The 19753-nt window shown below is 69.8% G+C and carries 10 protein-coding genes and 2 tRNA genes; 10 read left to right on the forward strand and 2 right to left on the reverse strand.

Going from position 1 to position 19753, the window contains the following annotated elements:
* Nucleotides 1-298: encapsulin nanocompartment ferritin-likeEncB family encapsulin nanocompartment ferritin-like cargo protein cargo protein (gene encB / locus HG543_RS17030; RefSeq protein WP_281404417.1), on the reverse strand; the 298-nt coding region annotated here is incomplete at its 3' end.
* Nucleotides 299-403: 105 nt separating this feature from the next.
* Between encB and murJ the strand changes: the two genes are divergently transcribed.
* The 10 genes from murJ to HG543_RS17080 all read left to right on the forward strand — a co-directional run bounded on the left by murJ (nt 404) and on the right by HG543_RS17080 (nt 18606).
* Nucleotides 404-2092, forward strand: a complete 1689-nt coding sequence (gene murJ, locus HG543_RS17035) for a murein biosynthesis integral membrane protein MurJ (protein ID WP_171819038.1) — start codon at nt 404-406, stop codon at nt 2090-2092.
* Nucleotides 2093-2374: 282 nt separating this feature from the next.
* Nucleotides 2375-4345 (forward strand): S1 RNA-binding domain-containing protein, encoded by a 1971-nt coding sequence (locus HG543_RS17040; protein WP_169345841.1) that lies wholly within the window; start codon nt 2375-2377, stop codon nt 4343-4345.
* Nucleotides 4346-4449: 104 nt separating this feature from the next.
* Nucleotides 4450-4523: transfer RNA gene (locus tag HG543_RS17045), tRNA-Met, on the forward strand.
* A gap of 76 nt (nt 4524-4599) precedes the next feature.
* Nucleotides 4600-4673, forward strand: a tRNA-Met gene (locus HG543_RS17050).
* A 499-nt stretch (nt 4674-5172) separates the two neighbouring features.
* Nucleotides 5173-10215 carry a myxosortase-dependent M36 family metallopeptidase gene (locus HG543_RS17055; RefSeq protein ID WP_343073381.1) on the forward strand — a complete coding sequence of 1681 codons (5043 nt, stop codon included), beginning with the start codon at nt 5173-5175 and terminating at the stop codon, nt 10213-10215.
* Nucleotides 10216-10351: 136 nt separating this feature from the next.
* A complete protein-coding gene (locus HG543_RS17060) occupies nt 10352-11221 on the forward strand; it encodes a M55 family metallopeptidase (RefSeq protein WP_169345842.1) in 870 nt (289 codons plus the stop codon).
* A 233-nt stretch (nt 11222-11454) separates the two neighbouring features.
* Complete coding sequence (locus tag HG543_RS17065; RefSeq protein WP_169345843.1) at nt 11455-12615, forward strand: peptidylprolyl isomerase; 1161 nt, start codon at nt 11455-11457, stop codon at nt 12613-12615.
* Complete coding sequence (locus HG543_RS17070; RefSeq protein WP_169345844.1) at nt 12612-13235, forward strand: hypothetical protein; 624 nt, start codon at nt 12612-12614, stop codon at nt 13233-13235. Before HG543_RS17065 ends, HG543_RS17070 begins: the two co-directional genes overlap by 4 nt.
* Nucleotides 13139-17698: a PKD domain-containing protein gene (locus HG543_RS17075; protein ID WP_169345845.1), complete on the forward strand. Its 4560-nt coding sequence runs from the start codon at nt 13139-13141 to the stop codon at nt 17696-17698. Before HG543_RS17070 ends, HG543_RS17075 begins: the two co-directional genes overlap by 97 nt.
* Nucleotides 17695-18606, forward strand: coding sequence for a hypothetical protein (locus tag HG543_RS17080; protein WP_169345846.1), 912 nt, complete (start codon nt 17695-17697; stop codon nt 18604-18606). Before HG543_RS17075 ends, HG543_RS17080 begins: the two co-directional genes overlap by 4 nt.
* A gap of 60 nt (nt 18607-18666) precedes the next feature.
* Here HG543_RS17080 and HG543_RS17085 read toward each other — a convergent pair whose 3' ends face one another.
* Nucleotides 18667-19725 (reverse strand): patatin-like phospholipase family protein, encoded by a 1059-nt coding sequence (locus HG543_RS17085; RefSeq protein ID WP_169345847.1) that lies wholly within the window; start codon nt 19723-19725, stop codon nt 18667-18669.
* Nucleotides 19726-19753: the final 28 nt, after the last annotated feature.

A 19753-nucleotide genomic window follows, 5' to 3' on the forward strand; every position in this document is an offset into this window, starting at 1 on the left:
CGGCCACATGCGCCGGGGCGGCGGGCGCTTCGGCGCCAGCGACCGACTCGAAGTGACCGGGGACGAAGGGCTTGGTGAAGTGCGTGTCCTGGCCGGTGTCCAGCATGCGAAGCATGTGGACGGCCTCGGAGACGTGCTCCTTCTCCTCGGCGGCCAGGTGGAGGAAGAACGCTCGGACCTCGGGTGAGGAGGAGGCCCGGGCGAATGCCTCGTATTCGTTGATGGTCTCGAGCTCGCGCGCCAGGACTCGGCGGATGCGCGCCACGTCGTCCAGGTCGCTGTCGGGTGTTCCGGCCATTGCGATCGGACCCTGGCAACCCGGCGGCGGACCGTCAAGTGAAACAGGCCAGGTGGGTTTCGCGCTTCATGCCACTCAACGGCCCGCGTAGAGTCTCGCGCCCTCGTGACCACCTCCACGCCCGAAGCTTCCCAACCTCCCGCTCCGCCCCGGCCCCCGCGCTCGGGAGGGAAGGGCGCGCTGCTCGTGGCCACCGGAATCCTCGCCTCGCGGCTGATGGGACTGGTGCGCGAGCGCGTCTTCGCGCACTACCTGGGCAACGCGGAGGCGGCGGCCGTCTTCAAGGCGGCGCTGCGCATCCCCAACTTCCTGCAGAACCTCTTCGGCGAGGGCGTCCTCTCCGGTTCGTTCATCCCCGTGTACGCGCAGCTGCTGGGCCGCGGGGACACGAAGGAGGCGGACCGGGTGGCGGGCGCGGTGTTCGGCCTCCTGTCGCTGGCCAGCACGGTGCTGGTGGCGGCGGGCATGCTCTTCACCCCGTTCTTCGTGGATGCCATCGCCCCGGGGTTCGAGGGCCATGCTCGCGAGCTGGCCATCACCGTGGTGCGCATCCTCTTCCCGGGCACGGGCCTCCTGGTGCTGAGCGCGTGGTGCCTGGGCATCCTCAACAGCCACCGGCGCTTCCTCCTGTCGTACCTGGCCCCGGTGGTGTGGAACATCGTCATCATCCTCACGCTGGTGGCCGTGGGCGGCCGCTACGGCGAGGAGCGGCTGGTGGAGCTGCTCGCCTACGGCGTGGTGCTGGGCAGCTTCCTCCAGTTCGCGGTGCAGGTGCCCACGGTGCTGAAGCTCCTGGGGAGCTTCCGTCCCACGCTGTCGCTGGTGGGCGAGCCCGTGCGCCAGGTGCTGAGGAACTTCGGGCCGGTGGTGCTCGGACGCGGCGTGGTGCAGTTCAGCGCCTGGGTGGACACGGCCTTCGCGTCGCTCATCTCCAACCGCGCGCTGTCCTCATTGGTATACGCGCAGACCATCTATCTCATCCCCGTGAGCCTCTTCGGCATGGCGGTGTCCGCGGCCGAGCTGCCCGAGATGGCCCGCGCCACGGGAGAGAGTCAGGACGTGGCCGCGAAGCTGCGCGAGCGCATCGGCAATGGCTCGCGGCGCATCGCCTTCTGGGTGGTGCCCTCCGCCGCGGCCTTCCTCTTCCTGGGGGACATGGTGGCCGCGGCGCTGCTGCAGACGGGCCGCTTCGACGCCGCCGACTCGCGCTACCTCTGGTACCTCCTCATGGGCGCGGCGGTGGGCCTCGTGGCCTCCACCGTGGGCCGCCTCTATGCCTCCGCCTTCTACGCGCTGAAAGATCCGAAGACGCCCCTGCGCTTCGCGGTGGTGCGCGTGGCCGCGGGCACCCTCGGGGCGTGGCTCCTGGGCCTGCGCCTGCCGGGGTGGCTGGGGCTCCCCGAGCACCTGGGCGCGGTGGGGCTCACCCTGGCGAGCGGCCTCGTCGCCTGGCTGGAAGCCGGCCTGCTCAAGCGCAAGCTGATGAAGCAGGTGGGCCCCGTGGGAATGCCGGCGGGCCTCCTGCCCCGGCTGTGGGGCGCCGCCGCGGCGGCCGGGCTCGTGGCGCTGGCCGTCCGCTGGGGCCTCGTCTCCCTGCTGGGCGCCATGCCCGGCGTGGCGGCGGAGTGGGGGGGAGAAGTGCTCGCGCCGCCCCGCCTGCACCCGGTCCTGGGCTTCCTGGCGGTGGCCATTCCGTTCGGTGCCGTCTACTTCGGGCTGGCCGCCGCCCTGGGCATTCCCGAGGCCGGCGCGGTGTTCAAGAAGGTCGGCCGGAAGCTCCGGCTGGTGCGCTAACCCCCCGTGAATACTCGGCTCCTGGCGGGCCGGGCGACAGCTGGTTGGGATGGCAAATATCAGGTGGGGATGTTGTGACGCGTTGCCTCCGTTTATGGACGAGGCAACGGCCCACACGGCGCGCGCGTCATCTGGCTTCCTCCCGACATGGCGCACGTGTAGAGTGCGCCGCCTTTTTCACCGGGGCCCGGCTTCTCGGGAAGTCAGGGCCGAATACGTCTCAGGAAGGTCTCCGCAGTGAGCGACGAGAAGAACGGTTCCAATTCTGGCGGTCCGGGCGGGATGGGTCCCAAGAAGCCGAAGGCCACCTTCGGCGACGTGATGCTCGGCATCCCCTCTGGGGGCGCTGGCCGCGACGGGGACCGGGGTGGGCGCGGTGGAGGCCGCGGGGGAGAGCGTGGCGGCGAGCGCGGCGGCGGTGAGCGCCGCGAGGCGCAGCCGCGTCCCGAGGGAGGTGCGCCGCGCGGCGACCGTCCGCCTCGGGGCGGCGGTGAGCGTGGGGGCGAGCGGGGAGGGGAGCGCCGCGGTGGCGGCGACCGCCGTCCCTCCGGCCCCATGGTCGTCGTGAAGCGCGCCTCGGGTGCCATCGAGACGCGCGGCCCGGTGGGTGACAAGCCCGCCGACGCGACGGCGACGGCCGAGGAGACCAGCGCCGCCGCCGAGGCCTCGGCCGCGACGCCGGCGCCCGCGCCCCGCCCGGTGACGCCCGCGCCCGCGCCCACCAGCGCGCTCTACGAGGAGGTCCCGGAGTCCCAGTCCTTCGCCGAGATGTTCGAGGCGCAGGCCAAGGAGGGCGGCACCCCGGGCCGCCGCGGCGTGCGCGTGGGCGAGAAGGTCCGCGGCACCATCTTCCAGCTCGGCGCGGACACCGCGTTCGTCTCGCTGGAGGGCTCCGCCAAGAGCGAGGCGATGATCGAGCTGCGCGAGCTCAAGGACGACGAGGGCATCCTCCGCTTCGGCGTGGGCGACAGCATCGACGCCCACGTCATCGAGGTGGGCGCCAAGGGCATCCTGCTCAGCCGCGCGCTCGCCAAGGGCAGCGCGTCCATGGCCATGCTGGCCGAGGCCCGCGCCTCCGGCATGCCCGTGGAGGGCATGGTCCTCAGCGTGAACAAGGGCGGCGTCGAGGTCGCCATCGGCGACATCCGCGCCTTCTGCCCCATCAGCCAGCTGGACCTGCGCTTCGTGGAGAAGCCGGACCAGTTCATCGGCGAGAAGCTCCAGTTCCGCGTCACCGAGGTTCGCGACCGCAACGTGGTGCTGTCCCGCCGCGCGCTCCTCGAGGAGGAGCAGCGCCGGCTGGCCGCGGAGACGCGCAAGAACCTGGGCGAGGGCAAGGTCGTCAAGGGCAAGGTCTCCGGCGTGCGCGACTTCGGCGTCTTCGTCGACCTCGGCGGCGTCGAGGGCATGATTCCCGTCTCCGAGCTCTCGTACACGCGCGTCGGCCACCCCAGCGAGGTGGTCAACGCCGGTGACGAGGTCGAGGTGGAAATCCTGCGCATGGAGCCCGCGCAGCCCAACTCGCCCGACAAGAGCAAGCAGAAGGAGCGCATCACCCTCTCCATGCGCTCGCGCATGGAGGACCCCTTCAAGAAGGCCATCTCCGAGATCAAGGAAGGCGACCGCCTCCAGGGCAAGGTCGTCCGCCTGCAGCCCTTCGGCGCCTTCGTGGAGCTGCGCCCGGGTGTGGACGGCCTCGTCCACATCTCCGCGCTGAGCGACCGCCGCATCGCGCACCCGCGCGACGCGGTGAAGGAGGGTGAGGTCATCTGGGTGGCCGTCGAGAAGATCGACGCCAACGAGAAGCGCATCGGCCTGCGCCGTATCTCCGAGGAGGAGGCGCAGCGTCCTCCCGAGGAGCGTCCCGCGGCCGCCGCCGCCGAGCCGGCCAAGGCCCGCGAGCCCGCCGCGCCCCGTCCCAAGGTGGGCCAGGTCGTCATGGGCAAGGTGGACCGCATCGAGCCCTACGGCGTCTTCCTCGTCTTCCCGGGCGGCAAGGGCCTGCTCCCCGCCAGCGAGACGGGCACCGAGCGTGGCACCGACCTGCGCAAGCATTACTCGCTCGGCCAGGAGGTGAAGGTGGCCGTCCTGGACATCGACCCGTCCGGGAAGATCCGCCTGTCCGTCACCGCCGCCCAGCGCGCGGAGGAGCGCGCCGAGGTGGAGGCCTGGCAGAAGTCGCAGCAGCCGCAGGGCGCGGGCAAGAAGGGCTTCGGCACCTTCGCCGACCTGCTCAGCAAGATGCGCAAGTAGTGCGTCGCTTCTCCGTGCGAATCCCTGGAGGATCCGCACGGAGAAAGGTGTTGACGCTCCAGGCGGGGGGCGGTACTAAGCCCCCGCCTCTGACGCGGCTCTGACGCGGGGTGGAGCAGCCTGGTAGCTCGTCGGGCTCATAACCCGAAGGTCGCAGGTTCAAATCCTGCCCCCGCAACTCGTCGCACGCAGCACGCAAAATCCTGGTTGGAATGCAGGCCAGGACGCGGTAGTTGAAGACAGACACAACATGACGCGGGGTGGAGCAGCCTGGTAGCTCGTCGGGCTCATAACCCGAAGGTCGCAGGTTCAAATCCTGCCCCCGCAACTCGGATCGGCCCGGTCATCCTTCTGGATGGCCGGGCCGATTGCTTTTCAGCCCCTCGTCGGGAAACGCTCCGCGCCCGGCGGCGCCTCGCGGTTGACACGTCCCTGGAGGCCGTACTCGTGCCCGCTGGGAGACCCCGTCCCGCCGGAAACGGCCACGAAACGTCCATGGTCCGCGAGTCCCAATCTCTTGGGAAATAACAAGAAAGAGCCGCTTAGCGCGCCAAGCCCGGCCATTCTTGGCTTCGGAACCACGAGATTATTCCTCGGATTGCGGCGCTAACTGGCCGTAATCACGGAATTCTTCGGTGCCTCGGAAAAATCGTCCCGTGTCGCCTTTCAACCTACATCAGTAAGGGCACTAATCTCTCCGACAGGTGACAGTTCGTCACCTGGGGGCCACCCAATCGTGACCGGGCATTCCGGCGTGGGTGCCGGGATACCTCCCGGGTCATGAGTGGCTCCCCACCCCCGTTGTTGCAAACAGGGAGTTCCCCCACGTGAGAAGGTTGGTTGCCACGCTGTCCGGCCTGGCGCTGGTGTTGTCGGGAACCGGCGCCGCTGCACGGTCTCTGCCTAACTACGATGCACTGCAGGACGCAAAGCCCTCGGGTCGAGCTTCCGCTGGCTTCAAGTCCGTCAATCCCGTCAAGGGCGCGCGCGTCTCCCACCGCGATGCACTCACGGGCTCGCCCACGTTCATCTGGGTGAACAAGACCGCTGAGCAGACGAAGCTGCGCTCGCAGTTCGCGAGCATGGCGCCGGAGCAGGCCGCTCTGGCGCAGGTGAAGGACCATGCGGCCCTCTTCGGTCTGACCTCCTTCGAGGCGGCGGGCGCGAAGGTGGCCTCCGTCAGCCGCAACCGCCAGGGCGTCAAGGTGGTGAAGCTGGAGCAGCAGGCCGGCGGCATCGAGGTCTTCCGCCAGGGCGTCAACCTCCTCCTCAACCGGGACAACGAGCTGGTCGCCGTCTCCGGTGTGCTGTCCAACCACGTCTCCACGACGAAGCCCGAGGCGCGCCTGCGCTTCCAGCTCCCCGCCACGCAGGCCATCGCGGTGGCCTACAAGGACCTGACGGGCAACACCCTGGACCCCAGCCTCCTGGCGAAGACGAAGACGGCCCACGACGCGGGGCCGTACTCGCACTTCACGCTGGCCACCTACGCCCGCCCGCTGGAGCAGGGCCTGGTCATCCCGGCCCGCGTGAAGCAGGTCCTCTTCCCGCTGCCTGGCGCCCTGGTTCCCGCGTACTACCTGGAGATCAACACCGGCGCCGCCGACAGCAAGGACTCGGACTACTTCTCGTACGTCGTCTCCGCGACGGACGGCAGCCTGCTGATGCGCAAGAACCTGACGGAGGACGCGGAGTTCAGCTACCGCGTCTTCGCCGACAGCACGCCGCCGTACACCCCGCACGAGGGTCCCGGGGGCAACAGCGTCACGCCGCACCCCACGGGCAACCCGGACGGCTACCGCCCGCCGTTCGTCGCGCCCGCCCTCGTCACCCTGGAGAGCGCCCCCTTCAGCCAGCTCGACCCCTGGCTCCCGGACGGCGCCGAGGTGACCCGCGGTAACAACGTCGACGCGTTCGCCAACATCACGCCTCCGGACGGCTACAACCAGGGCGACATCCGCCCCACCGTCACCGCCCCCGGCGTGTTCGACCGCACGATGCTGTTCGACATCCAGCCGAACGCCAACGAGACCCAGATCTCCGCGGCGACGACGAGCCTGTTCTTCATGAACAACTGGCTCCACGACTGGTTCTACGACTCGGGCTTCGACGAGGCCTCCGGCAACGCGCAGGTGAGCAACTACGGCCGTGGCGGCCTGGAAGGCGACGCCATCAACGCGCAGGCCCAGGACTTCGACGGCACGAACAACGCCAACATGCGCACGCCCTCGGACGGTGCGGCTCCGCGCATGCGCATGTACCTGTTCTCCGGCGTGCGCAACGCGCGCCTGACGGTTACCGCGCCCGCTTCCATCGCGGGTAACTACCAGGTGGGTGTCGCCTCGGGCTTCGGCCCGCAGACGTTCGACGTCTCCGGCTCCGTGGTCGCGGCCCTCGACGAGGCCAACACCGCGGGCCCGACGACCACCGACGCCTGCACCGCGTTCACCAACGCGGCGGAGGTCGCCGGGAAGCTCGCCCTGGTCGACCGCGGCGGCTGCAACTTCACGGTGAAGCTCGAGAACGCGCAGACGGCGGGCGCCATCGGCGTCATCATCGCCGACAACGCGGCGGGCCCCGTCACCGACATCGGCGGCACGGCCACCAACATCACGCTCCCCTCGCTGCGCCTGACCCAGGAGGACGGCGCCCGGCTGCGCGGCGCGCTCGCCGAGGGCGTCACGGCGACCCTGTTCCGCGGGCCGACCATCGGCCTCGACGGCACGGTGGACAACCAGATCGTGGCCCACGAGTGGGGTCACTACATCAGCAACCGCCTCATCGGTAACGCGGCGGGCCTGGTCAACAACCAGGGCCGCGCGATGGGCGAGGGCTGGGGTGACTTCACCGCCCTCCTCATGACGGTTCGCGCGGAGGACATCAACGTCCCGTCCAACGCGAACTGGAGCGGCGTCTACGCCATGGCCGAGTACGCCACGCGCGGCATCTCGGTGGACTCGTCGTTCTACGGCATCCGCCGTGGCGCCTACTCGGTGGACCCCACCAAGAACGCGCTGCGCTTCCGCCACATCATGGACGGCGTGGCCCTGCCGACGGACACCACCCCGATCATCCCGGGCGGCGTCAACTCGCAGGTCCACAACTCCGGTGAGATCTGGGCCTCCATGCTGTGGGAGTGCTACGTCTCGCTGCTCCGCGCGCATCCGTTCCAGGAGGCGCAGGACCGGATGAAGAGCTACGTCGTCAATGGGTACAAGATGACGCCCGTGGCGCCGACCTACACGGAGGCGCGTGACGCCGTCCTCGCGTCCGCACTGGCCAACGACCCGGCCGACTTCCAGCGCCTCTGGGCGGCCTTCGCCCGCCGCGGCATGGGCGTGGGCGCGGTGGCCCCGGACCGCTACTCCACCAACCACGCGGGCGTGGTGGAGAGCTACGAGCTGGGTGTCGATGTGGAGCTCGTCGAGGCGAAGTACGCCGACGCCGACCCGGCCGCTGGCGACGCCGACGGCATCCTGGACAACGGCGAGACGGGCACCATCCTCGTCTCCGTCTTCAACAAGGGCTCCTCCCCGGCGGATGCCACCAGCGCCACCGTGGTGTCCACCACCCCGGGCGTGACGGTGGGCAACCGCGGCACCGTCAACTTCCCGGCCATCCCTGCCGGCGGCACGGCGGAGGTGAGCATCCCGGTGTCGCTGCGCGGCGCCGGCTTCGCCCAGCGCGTCGATCTGGTCGTCGCCATCCGTGACGACGGACAGGTCGTCCCGGGCGACAAGTCGACGACGCTGTCCTTCAAGGCCAACTACGACGAGGTGCCGCTGGCCACCGCCACGGAGACCGTCGAGGCGTCCGACGACAACCTGCCCTGGGAGAACGACGCCGACGAGACGCTGGTCGTCGGCACCTTCGAGGTCATCGAGCTCGAGGACCTCAACCGCGCCTTCTTCGGTCCGAACCTGGGCGCCGCGGGCGACATCCGCCTCGTCACCCCGCCGCTGGAGGTGAGCAGCACCGAGCCGCTCTCGCTCGTCTTCCGTCACGCCTACTCCTTCGAGTTCGACCCCGACGGCTACTACGACGGCGCCGTCATCGAGATCTCCGAGGACGGTGGCCAGACGTGGACGGACATCGGCGACTCGCTCTACAACGGCGAGCTCTTCGAGTACGAAGGCAACCTGAACCCGCTGGCCGGCCACCGCGCCATCGTGGGCGCCACCCCGGGCTTTCCGGCGTTCATCACCTCCACGCTGAACCTGGGCACTGCCTACGCGGGCAAGACGGTGCAGATCCGTTTCCGTATCGTCAGCGACAACGGCGCCGCCGCCACGGGCTGGGTGCTGGACGACCTGTCCTTCTCCGGTATCACCAACAAGCCCTTCACGCGGATCTGCGATGACAACGGCACGTGCGGCAACACCGCGCCCGTCGTCAACGCCGGTGCGGACGTGACGGTCGATGAGCGCGCGCAGGTGTCGCTTACCGGTACCGCCTTCGACGTGGACGGCCAGACGCTGACCTACGCCTGGGCGCGCGTGTCCGGCCCGGCGGTGACCCTGACCGGCGCCAACACGCTCACCCCGTCCTTCACCGCTCCCGAGGTGACGGCCAACAGCACCCTGGTGCTCCGCCTGACGGTCAGCGACGGGACGGTGACCTCCACTGACACCGTCAACGTGGTCATCCGCCAGGTCAACCGCGCGCCTACCGTGAACGCGGGCGTGGACCTCATCGCCGTGGAGCGCAGCACCGTCACGCTGACCGGCTCCGCCAGCGACGCGGACAACAACGCGCTGACCTACCTCTGGACGCAGACGGCCGGCACGCCGGTGGCGCTGAGCGGCTACAACACCGCCACGGCCACCTTCACCGCGCCGGAGACGGCGACCGGTGAGATGCTCACCTTCCGCCTGGCGGTGAGCGACGGCCAGACCAGCGGCAACGACACGGTGAACGTGCGCATCGACAACGCGAACCGCGCTCCGATGGTGACGGCCTCGTCCGTCTCCGTGGACGAGCGCAGCACCGCGACGCTCCAGGCCACCGCCTCGGACGCCGACGGTGACAACCTCACCTACGCGTGGACGCAGCTCGACGGCGAGCCGGTGACGCTGGAGGGTGCTGACACCGCCACCGCCACCTTCTCCACGGGCAACGTGTCCGCGGACGCCGAGCTGCGCTTCCGGGTGAGCGTGAGCGACGGCCAGGCCTCGACCACCGCGGACGTGGTGGTGAACGTGCGCGACGTGAACCGTGCGCCCACGGTGAACGCCGGCCTGGACGGCACCGTTGCCGAGGGCGCGACCGCGACCCTCAGCGGCTCCGCGAGCGACGAGGACGGCGACACGCTGACCTACCACTGGGTGCAGGTGTCCGGCACGCCGGTGGCGCTGTCCGGCGCCAACGCCGCCACGGCCACCTTCACCGCTCCGGCCACCGCCGGCGGTGAGACGCTGATCTTCGCCCTGACGGTGAGCGACGGCAAGTCCACCACCAGCGACACGGTGAGCGTGGTCGTCAATGCGGCGAACAAGGCCCCCGTGGCCAAGGCCCGCATCTTCACCACGGGCAACCAGACGGCCATCATCCTCGACGGCTCCGAGTCGAGCGATCCGGACGGCGACGCCATCACCTACAAGTGGCAGCAGACGGGTGGCCCGTCCGTGTCCATCGCCAATCCGAACCAGGCGGTGCTCAGCGTGGACGTGCCGGAGATCGACGACGCCGCGACCTTCAGCTTCCGTCTCACGGTGACGGACTCCGAGGGTGCCACGCACAGCGTCGACGTGCAGACCTCGGCCAAGCCGGACCACGGTGGCGGCTGCTCGTCCACGGGCGCTGGCGCTCCGGCCGGTATGCTCGGCCTGGCGCTCCTCAGCCTGCTGCGCCGTCGTCGCAAGCTGGTCTGAGTCGTGACGTGACGGGTCTCCTCCTTCCTCACGGGAGGAGGAAGCCCTGACGAAGTCCCTGGCGGCCGGCTCCCCGAAGCGGGGGAGCCGGCCGTCGCATTTTCCGGGCGGCTTCCCAACGCGAGGCGGGGAGGGGATGCTCCACCCCGCGATGAACGTCTTCATCTCCGTGGACATGGAAGGGTGCGCGGGCGTGGTGCACGTGGACCAGACGCGCCGCACCGGGAACGACTACGCGCAGGCCCGCCGGTGGATGACCCAGGAGGCGAACGCGGCCATCCGGGGCGCGTTCGACGGCGGGGCCACGCGGGTGGTGGTGAACGACAGCCACGCGGACATGCGCAACCTGCTGCTGGACGAGCTGGACTCGCGCGCGGAAATCATCTCCGGCGCGCTCAAGCCGCTGTCCATGGTGCAGGGGCTCGACGTGGGTCGGCCGGACGCGGCGATGTTCGTCGGCTACCACGGCGGCTCGGGGACGCAGGCCAGCGTGCTGGACCACACGTACTACGGCGCCGTCGTGGGCGAGGTGCGCGTGCATCCGGGCGGGGCGCGCGGGGAAGACGCGGGATTGTGGGCGGACGAGGCCACGCTCAACGCGCTGGTGGCGGGGGAGTACGGCGTGCCGGTGGTGCTCGTCACCGGGGACCAGGCGGTGACGGCGCTCGCGCGCGAGCGGCTGCCCGGCGTCACCACGGTGGAGGTCAAGCGCTCCATCCCTCGGTTCAGCGCCCACTCGCTCCACCCCGAGGTGGCGCGGCAGCGCATCCACGACGGGGCCCGGGACGCCCTGCGCGGACTGAAGGCCGCGCGGCCCTACACGCTGCCGCTCCCGCTGGCGGTGACGGTGTCCATGCTCACCACGGCCTACGCGGACGTGGCGGAACTCATCCCCGGCGTGGAGCGCCTGGACGCGCGCCGCGTGCGCTACACGGCGGCCAGCGCCACGGAGATGCTCCGCGCCATCCTGGCGATGACGAAGCTCGCCGGGACCGCGGTGGTCTGAGGCACGCCGCTCGGCCCACGGCGCCGCCGCGATGGGAGGGCAATCATTGCTCTTGCGATTGTCGGCCCGGGGGACGGAAGCAAAACCTTGCGGATGGGTTGACCCGGACAGCCGGTGAAGTCATGCAAGTGACTTCACATGGGGAGTCGTTAGTGATTGCTCCCTCCCGGCATTGATTGTTAGGTTCCGGACATTCTCTCAACATCGAGATGATAGTGTTTCCTTGGAAAGCATTGCTGGGCTGGCCGCGGGATCTGTGGCTGCTCAACAAGAAGAGTCTATTGCAATGGCGGGCGCTTGGACCCGCGGCCCTCCTGGCCTCGACCGCAATCGCGGCGGCCCCGTCGGAGCTGTGGGATGAGCCGGGTCCCGTCGCCGTCGTGGACGGCCACGAGGTTTCCAGGAGCCGCTTCGAGCGGCTGGTGAACGCGCGGAGGAACTCGCTTCAGGGCCGCCGGGTGGAGTCCGGGTCTGCGGCGGACAAGGCTCTCCAGGCCGCCGTCGCCTCTCAGCTCGTCGACGAGGCGCTCATCGAGGCCGCCGCGCGTGGGGCGGACATCCGCGTGACGGAGCGTGAGGTGGATTCGGCCCTCGACGCCTGCTCACGCCACGTCGGCGGGTCCGCCAACCTGCGCGCCCTCGTCGATTCGCGGTTCTCCACCCTCGAGGAGCTGCGGACGCAGCTGCGCATCGCGCTCCTTTTCGAGCGCGCCGCCGGCCTGGCCAATGCGCCCGAGCTGCCGGAGGCGGTGCTGCGGGAGCACTACGAGAGGACAGTGGGGGCCTTCGCCGTCGTGGAGTTCTCCATCGAGGAGGAGACGGTCGCGGTGGCGGTGACGGACGCCCCGGAAGAGCTCGCCAGGAAGCAGGCGCAGGCCGCGGAGCTGCGGGGGCGTGTCGGGGCGCAAGGAAGCAAGGCGCGGCGGCGCCGGGTGTCGGAGATGGACCTCGCGCCCGAGCTTCGTGAAGCGATTGCCGGGCTCGAGGAGGGTGGGGTGACGCCGGTGGTCCGCACGGCGGAAGGCTATGTGGTGGCAAAGCTCGTCAAGCGGCATCCGCCCGCACGCCCGTCCTTCGAGTCCGTGCGCGGTGCGCTCGCGGACGAGTTGCGGCACATCGCCCGCCGCCAGCAGGCGCGCGGCTTCATGGACACACTGCGCAAGGAGGCAGACGTCCTCAACGACGCGGCGGCTCGCCACGAGGCGTCCGTCCCGGCCGCTTCCGACGAGGGCCTTGCGTCCGTCGCGCCGCAGCCGGCCGGCGCGGTTCGCCCGTCCGCCGTCGTCGCGGGCCCGCTGGCCCCCACGCCTTCCGTGTCGCTCCTGACGCGCTTCGACGCGCTTCCGCGTCAGTGTGGCAACTGGGCGTCCATCCTCGGTGAGGTGCGGCCATGATGCGCCCTCTCCTGGTGCTGTCGCTCCTCCTGGCGGGAAGCATGGCCTCCGCGGAGACCGTGCTGGTCAAGAGCCGGGACACCTTCTACTGGGAATCGAGTCTGCAGCACCACATCCCGGTGGGGCGCAACTGCTGGGTGAGCAGCTTCACCCCCGCGAGCCCGGCACCGGTCATTTCGCCCGCCAGCAACGACCCTCGTACCGTGACGGGCAGCAGCTCGTTCCTCCAGGGCCTTTCGGGTTGCAACTTCGGCGACGCCGACAGCGACGGTTACGCCGAGACCTATCTGGATGTCGTGACCTACTCGCTGCTCGACCTGGGGCGCCGCAACGTCGAGTGCGAGGTTACCTTCGTGGCCTCCCAGTACTGCTGGGCCGACCCCAACCAGATCTGTGGCGTGACATGCCTCAACACCGCGCCCCGGTCGACGGTGCGTCATGCGACGACGACCATCTTCACGGTGAACAGCGCCCCCGTCGCGACCCCTCCTTCACCCCGTCCTCGCCGGCGTGGAACTCGGTGGTGGGGCTGCGCGCCAATGCTTCGGACCCCGACTCCGGCACCGTCACGCACCGCTGGAGCGTGTCGAAGCGGCCTCCGAACTCGACCGCTCAGCTGACGAACGCGTTCTCGGCGACGCCCTCCATCGCCTTCTCGAGCTCGCGTGACATCGGCACCTGGGAGTTCCGGCTCGAGGTGGACGACGACGAAGGAGAGATGAAGACCTTCACGGTCGGCTTCACCGTCCCCAACGCGAAGCCCCGCATCGAGCTGACGGGGCCGACGCAGATCCAGGCGGGCGAGCCCATCAAGCTGTCGACGTCCGTTACGCAAGACGACGATGGTGGCGCGCTCCAGTTCCACTGGGAGGCCATCCAGGCTCCTGCGTCGGCCGGGCTCTCGATGCCGGCCACCCTGTCCCAGACGGCAACGCTCGACGTCGCGCCCGCCACCGCGCAGCCCGGCACCTGGGTGTTCCGGCTGACGGCGACCGACGACGAGGGCGAGAGCGTGACGCGTCAGCGCACGGTGCTCGTGGACGGAAAGGCCGTCGCATCCATCACTCCGCCGCCCGCCACCTGGCGCCAGGGCGATGGGGTGCTGCGCATTGACGGTACCCCGTCGACCGACCCCGACACGCCGTGCCCGGATGTCCCGATGGGGTGCCACGTGACGGCCGGCCAGCCCCTGTCCCTCTCCGGCGGTCTCACCTACGAGTGGTGGGCGGCGAGCGAGGACAACAACTGGCCCCTGACTCGGGTGAGCACCATCTTCCCGGGAGCGCTGGACTTCAACGCGGAGCTCGCCTTCATCAGCCACCTGCCCCAGGACGGCCGCTGGACCTTCGAGCTGCGGGTGCGCGATGCCGAGGGCAACGAGGCGCGGCAGAGCGTCTCCGTGTCCGTACTGCTGGGCTACACCTTCCCCCAGGCCCGCGCCTCGGCCGTCCCGACCGGCACCGTGGTGGACGTGTACCAGCGCGTCGTCGTGCAGGACATCTGGCTGAACGGCTCGCAGAGCCGTGACATCGACAATGGCACCAAGTGGGACCCGGCGCCCGCGGGCGCCGGAATCGCTGAGTACCGCTGGACGGCCATTCCGCCGACCCTCGGCTGCCCGGCCCCGCAGCTTCCGCAGGGGAGCCTCGTTCCCTTGTTCCCGGCGGGCACGGTGATTCCTCCGGCGTGCCAGGGCGTCTGGACCATCCGCCTGACGGTCGTCGACGACGACCCGACGCCGCAGACCGCGTCGACCGACATCCAGGTGACCGTGGGCAACTGCGTCGACCTCGTCTGCCTCGACGGGCCGTCTCCGCTGTTCCCCGCCACCATCTACGCGGACCAGTCGCAAGGGGCCCTCATCGGGTTCCACGTCGACTCGACGCTGTACGACCTCCCGGCCGTGGCCGAGGGGGGCTTCGTGCGGATGGGCATCCTCCCGGCTGGCACCACGAGCGTCTTCTATCTGCAGGACGTCGCGTTCGTGCAGCAGAGCGGGCGCGGCCAGGTGCTCCTCACCTCGTGGAACGGGCGCTCGAACGGCGGCGTCCGTGGCTCCGGCAGCTATGACCTTGTGCTGAGCCTCTTCGACCGGAACGGCAGCCTGGTTGCGTCTCGGGCGTGGCCGCGTGTCATCAACGTGGAGTCCGCGTCCGCGACCGTGGCGTCCTCGAGTGACACCCACCTGCGGCGTGAGGCGGTGGCGCACACGCCCGGCGCCCAGGCCACCTTCCATGTGGACGTGAGCGGCACGTTCAGGGCCGTGGACGAGGTTCGCTGGCGGGTGACGTCGGCCTCGGGAACCATTGTCAACAGCGGGACGGTGCCTGGGACCAGCGCCACGCGCCAGGTGGTGACCTGGAACGGCAGGCACAGCAATGGGACGGGCGCCGCCGCGGCTGGCGCCTACTCGCTCAACGTGGACTGCGTCCGCAACGGGGTGACGATTGCCTCGACCCCCGCCTACCGCTTCTACGTCTACTCCATGGTGCTGGACCCCGTCATCGCCGCGCCCTCGCAGCCGGGCACCCCAGGCTGGGTGCACGTCGAGGGGGCTCCGACCTCGGTGGCCGTGACGTCGGGCAACTTCGCGTCGGCACGGCTGCGCATGGTGCCGGTGCGGCTGCGGCTCAGCCCGGCCGAGGCCGGAGGGACGGTGTCGCTCTCCGTGGCTGACCCCACCGTGGACCCGCGGGGGACCGCCGCGTCCATCGAGCTGTTCGAGGACACGACCACCGCCACGCCGGTATCGCGTCCCCGCAGCTGGAGCGTGGATGGCACCACCGCCGGCAACGGCGTGCGCCTGCTGGCGTACGGCAACGGGCCCACGGGCGATGCCCTCGTGAAGCTCGCGTATGTCGTGGGCGGCAGGACGCTGGCCGAGGACACCGTGCGTTACCAAGTGGCCCGTCCGGCGGCCACGGCCGGTGTGGACGCTCCGGCGGCTCCCCCGTACTTCCGCCCGGCGTTGACCTTCAACACGGGCACCCCGGTGAATGCCGTGTTCGACTCGCGCACGCACACCGAGCGGCGCGGCGCGATGGCACGCGTCTACGTGGTGGCACACCGCACGCATGCCCAGTGGGCGGCCAACCCCGCTCTTGTCGATGTCGGCGGCGGGGTGCGCATGGTTGGCCTCGGAACGGGTGCTGGAGGGGTGGACATCACCCCGCTGTCCTCCACCCTGGCGCCCGGGGAGTACGACCTCGTGTACGATTTCGGCAGCTTCTCGCGTGGCTCTGGAGCGTTTGTCCCCGACGATAGGCTCGACCCGGGTGACGTGCTCGTCAGCCCGCGGGGCGGCCCCGCGGTCATCGTCAAGGGCTCCTACGCCACGGGCGGCCCGTTCGCGGTGCAGACCTTCGAGTACGGCACCGCGCCCGGTCCCTCGACTGTCACCGTTCCGCACGGCTGGGACGGCCTCAACGCCCCCGGTGGGCATGGCTTCCGGCTCCGCGGCCGCGTCGCGCACCCGGGCGACATGAGCGTCAGCCGCCCCCTGGTCGTCTTCGTGCATGGCAATCATACCCCCCTGCACCTGGGGCCGTTGCCCCTCAAGCGTGTCAGCGCGTCGGTGACCTCCGACGAGAACTACCGTGGGTACGCCTATCTCCAGGACCACCTTGCGTCTCGTGGTTACGTGACACTGAGCGTCGACCTGGACGAGATGTCCGGCGCCGGGACTCCCTACCCGGACGTTGCCGACCCCGGCATCCTCGTGCGCTCGTGGGTGACGCTGAAGAACATCGAGCACCTGGTGTCCCGCGCAGGGACGCTGGGGACCGGGAGCCTGAGCGGCCGGATTGACACGAACCGCATCTACCTCGTCGGCCACTCCCGCGGAGGCGAGGCGGTGCACGTGATGCTGGCCCAGCTCAAGCACTTGGAGGGGATTGCAACCGCGGCGGGAATCGTTCCTTCCGGTGCAACGACGATTCCGGGACTCCGCTCCGCGGGCATAAAGGGGATTGTCAGCATTGCTCCCGTGACCTCGGCGCTCGATTCCTTCAAGTACGAGGAAACCACCGTGCCCTTCCTGCTGCTCTACGGGAGCGCGGACGGTGACGTGCACGGAGCCCGTGCGGACGTGGCTCCGTTCCGACACTACGACCGCTCCAAGGCGAATCGCTTTGCACTGCGGCTCATTGGCGGCAACCACAACGCCTTCAACACGAGCTGGGGATACAGCGATGCCTCCGAGCAGCTCAGCTGCGTGGGCCGCACCGGACCGTGCAACCTGTTCACGGCTGGCAAGATGAGCGTGCCGGTTCCGGTCAATCCCGCGGCACAGCTCGTCTCCGCCGCCGATCAGCGGGCCGTGGCGACCGCCTATCTCACGGCCTTCCTGTCGGCTGTCGATGGCGCGGATCGCGGGGCGCTCGAATACTTCCTCGAGCCTCCATCGCATCTCCGCCCGCTCGGGGTGTCGGCGACGCTGCGGCTCTATTCCCAGTCACAGCTCCGCGTGGGGGCGACGTTGCAGACCATCGACGACTACGAGTCCTTCAACAGCTCCACGGACTTGGGGGTGTCCAGCTCCGGCCAGCCCGTTGCGTTCTCGGTGACCGGCGTGAACGAGCCCCTCCTGCTCGATCCCGCCGAGCGCTTCTTCAATGACACCCGGGGCGTCGTGTTCTCGTGGGGTGGCGTCGCCAGCTACGACCAGGACCTGGCGCCCACGGGGCGGAACCTGCGCTGGGCCCACTCCATCAACCTGCGCGTCGCGCAGCGCCCGGCGTTGGGTGGCTCGACAACCAGCAGCTTCCAACTGGAGGTGGAGGACGCCTCGGGCCGCCGGCAGGCCGTCTCCTCCCATCTGGCGGAGCCCGTGTCCGAGGTGTTCCCAGCCGTCGTGTACAAGAATTTCCAACTGAGCCCCATCGACGGCAGGACGAACCCCCTGGCGTCGCCCATCGACACCACGTCCGCCGCGTTCCAAACGTACCGGTTCCCTGTCGGTGCGTTCGACGTGGCTGGGGTGGATATCGGCAATATCGCCAGGGTTCGGATGCGGTTAGGCGAGCCGGGAGAGGCCCCCTCCGGTGACTTCGCGGTCGATGATGTGGAGGTCGAATTCCAATGACCAGATTGCTTTTGATTGCGCTTCTCCTCGCCGGCTGCAGCTCGAAGGACAGCCAGGCGCCCGCCGCGACTCCAACGAAGACGACGACCCGGAAGCAAAGCGTCATCACCGTCGCCAGCGTGGAGAAGGTGCATGTGAGCGCCGGCTTCGAGGTCGTCACCAACGGACAGAAACAGGTCGTCTACGATGGAGTGCTCGTCCATGTGGTCGGCCTGAACTCCATGGAGTTCGCGCCGACGTCAGGCCCGTCGCCGTCCTTCGTTCTCGGGTCGACCGTCGCGAAAATCATCGTCCACCCCCTGGCGAACATGGGGGAGGCGAAGGTGCTTGCGCCGCTGCCACCGGCGACCTCGCCGGACACCTCGTTGACGTCAACTCCGACGGGGACGGAGGTCACGTTGTGGATCAGCCCGAAGGGCGTGGTCGCCACACGCCTCGATGCCGCGGGCATGGAGCGCGAGCGCCAGCAGGCGCTGGCCACGGGCTACTGGTCGTCCTTCTCACGCCCGTCCCCGAGCGCGCCCTCTCGCCAGGTGCAGACCGTCCGTGAGCTCGAGTTCGCGGTGCAGCCGCAGACGCTCAGCAGCGAGCAGTGCCGCCAGGAGTTCGGCAAGGAGTGCGGTGTCATGCTGAACACCCGCCTGGGGCCGCTTACCTGTGGTTCCTGCCCACAGCCCAAGGTGTGCACCAGCGAGAACATGTGCTGCACGCCCAAGACCTGCGCGGACTATCCCAACACCTCTGACGCGATGGTTCCTGACGGGTGTGGTGGGAGCATCTACTGCAACAACGCGCCATGCCCGGTCATCACGCCCTACCGGTGCTGCGACGGTTCCTGCTCCAGGGACAAGATGTGCCCGGGAATCGCGTGTGACCCGAAGGATCCTCCGCCGGCCGAGAGCGAATAGGAGACCGAGCGCCTGGACCACCGCGTCCAGGCGCTGACCGCCCGGCGGCCCACTCCCGCTTCAGAGCGGCCGCACGTGCTCCGCGATGCGCCCCTTGGCGATGAGCTCCAGCAGCTCATCGCCCATGCGCTCGCTCTCCGCGACGACCTGGTTCCACGCGCGGATGCGCTCCGAGTCCGACATCCGCTCGAAGTCCACGCGGTCCGGAATCTTCCCGCCGGGCAGCCGCGCCACCAGCTCCGCGGAGGGGGCAATCAGCAGGGCCCTGCGGAAGTTCGCCGGCCGGGCCCTGCGCCACGGCAGCGACTTGTCGAACCAGCCGGGCACCACGTACGGGTAGAAGTGCGGGTACAGCACCAGCCCTTCGCCCGGGCCGAAGTCCAGGTCCAGGTGGTAGTCGAGCACGCCTCCGTCCCGGTACACCCCGGGCCGCGCGCCCGGAATCCGCACGCCGCTGAGCACCAGCGGAATGGAGCCCGAGGCCAGCAGCGCCGGCCGCAGGTTCTCCTTCGTCAGCGGCAGGTGCACGGAGGGCAAATCCCTCAGCCCCGAGAACGGGCTGGTATCGCCGGCCGTGTGGAAGACGACGCGCTGCATGTGAATCCCCAGCGTCCGCCGGCTCACCAGGTTGCTCACGGCGCACAGCGCCAGCCCCAGCATCTGCACGTGCGGGTGCTCCACGCCCACCGGCCCGCGGCACAGCGCGGTGACGACGTGCAGCCGCGCCCACGGATGGTGGAGGATCTGCTCCTCGCCATTCTCCCCGAGGAGCGCGTCCAGGATGCGCGCGCTCGTCTCGCTCACCAGGGATGGGGGCGGCTTCGCCGGGTAGCGCTGGTCGATGTAGGCCGCCTCGAAGCGACGCAGCGCCGCCACCGGGTCCGCCTGCGCCACGCACGCCATGCGCCAGCTCCCGATGGAAGAGCCAATCAGGTGCAGCGGCCGCGTCCGGCCCTGGAAGAGCCCGGCGAAGAGGGCCCGGTCGAGCCCCGCCAGCACCAGCCACTTCGGGCCCCCGGAGGCCCCGGGAACCACGTCCACGTCATCGCCACGCAGACCCCGCTCGCGCAGCAGCCGCAGCGCGTCAGGTCCGGCCAGGAGGGAGAGATTCGATGCCATCGCGCCGGGCAAGCTAGCAGGCGTGGTG

It is taken from the genome of Pyxidicoccus fallax (genome assembly GCF_012933655.1).
Classification (GTDB): Bacteria; Myxococcota; Myxococcia; order Myxococcales; family Myxococcaceae; genus Myxococcus; species Myxococcus fallax.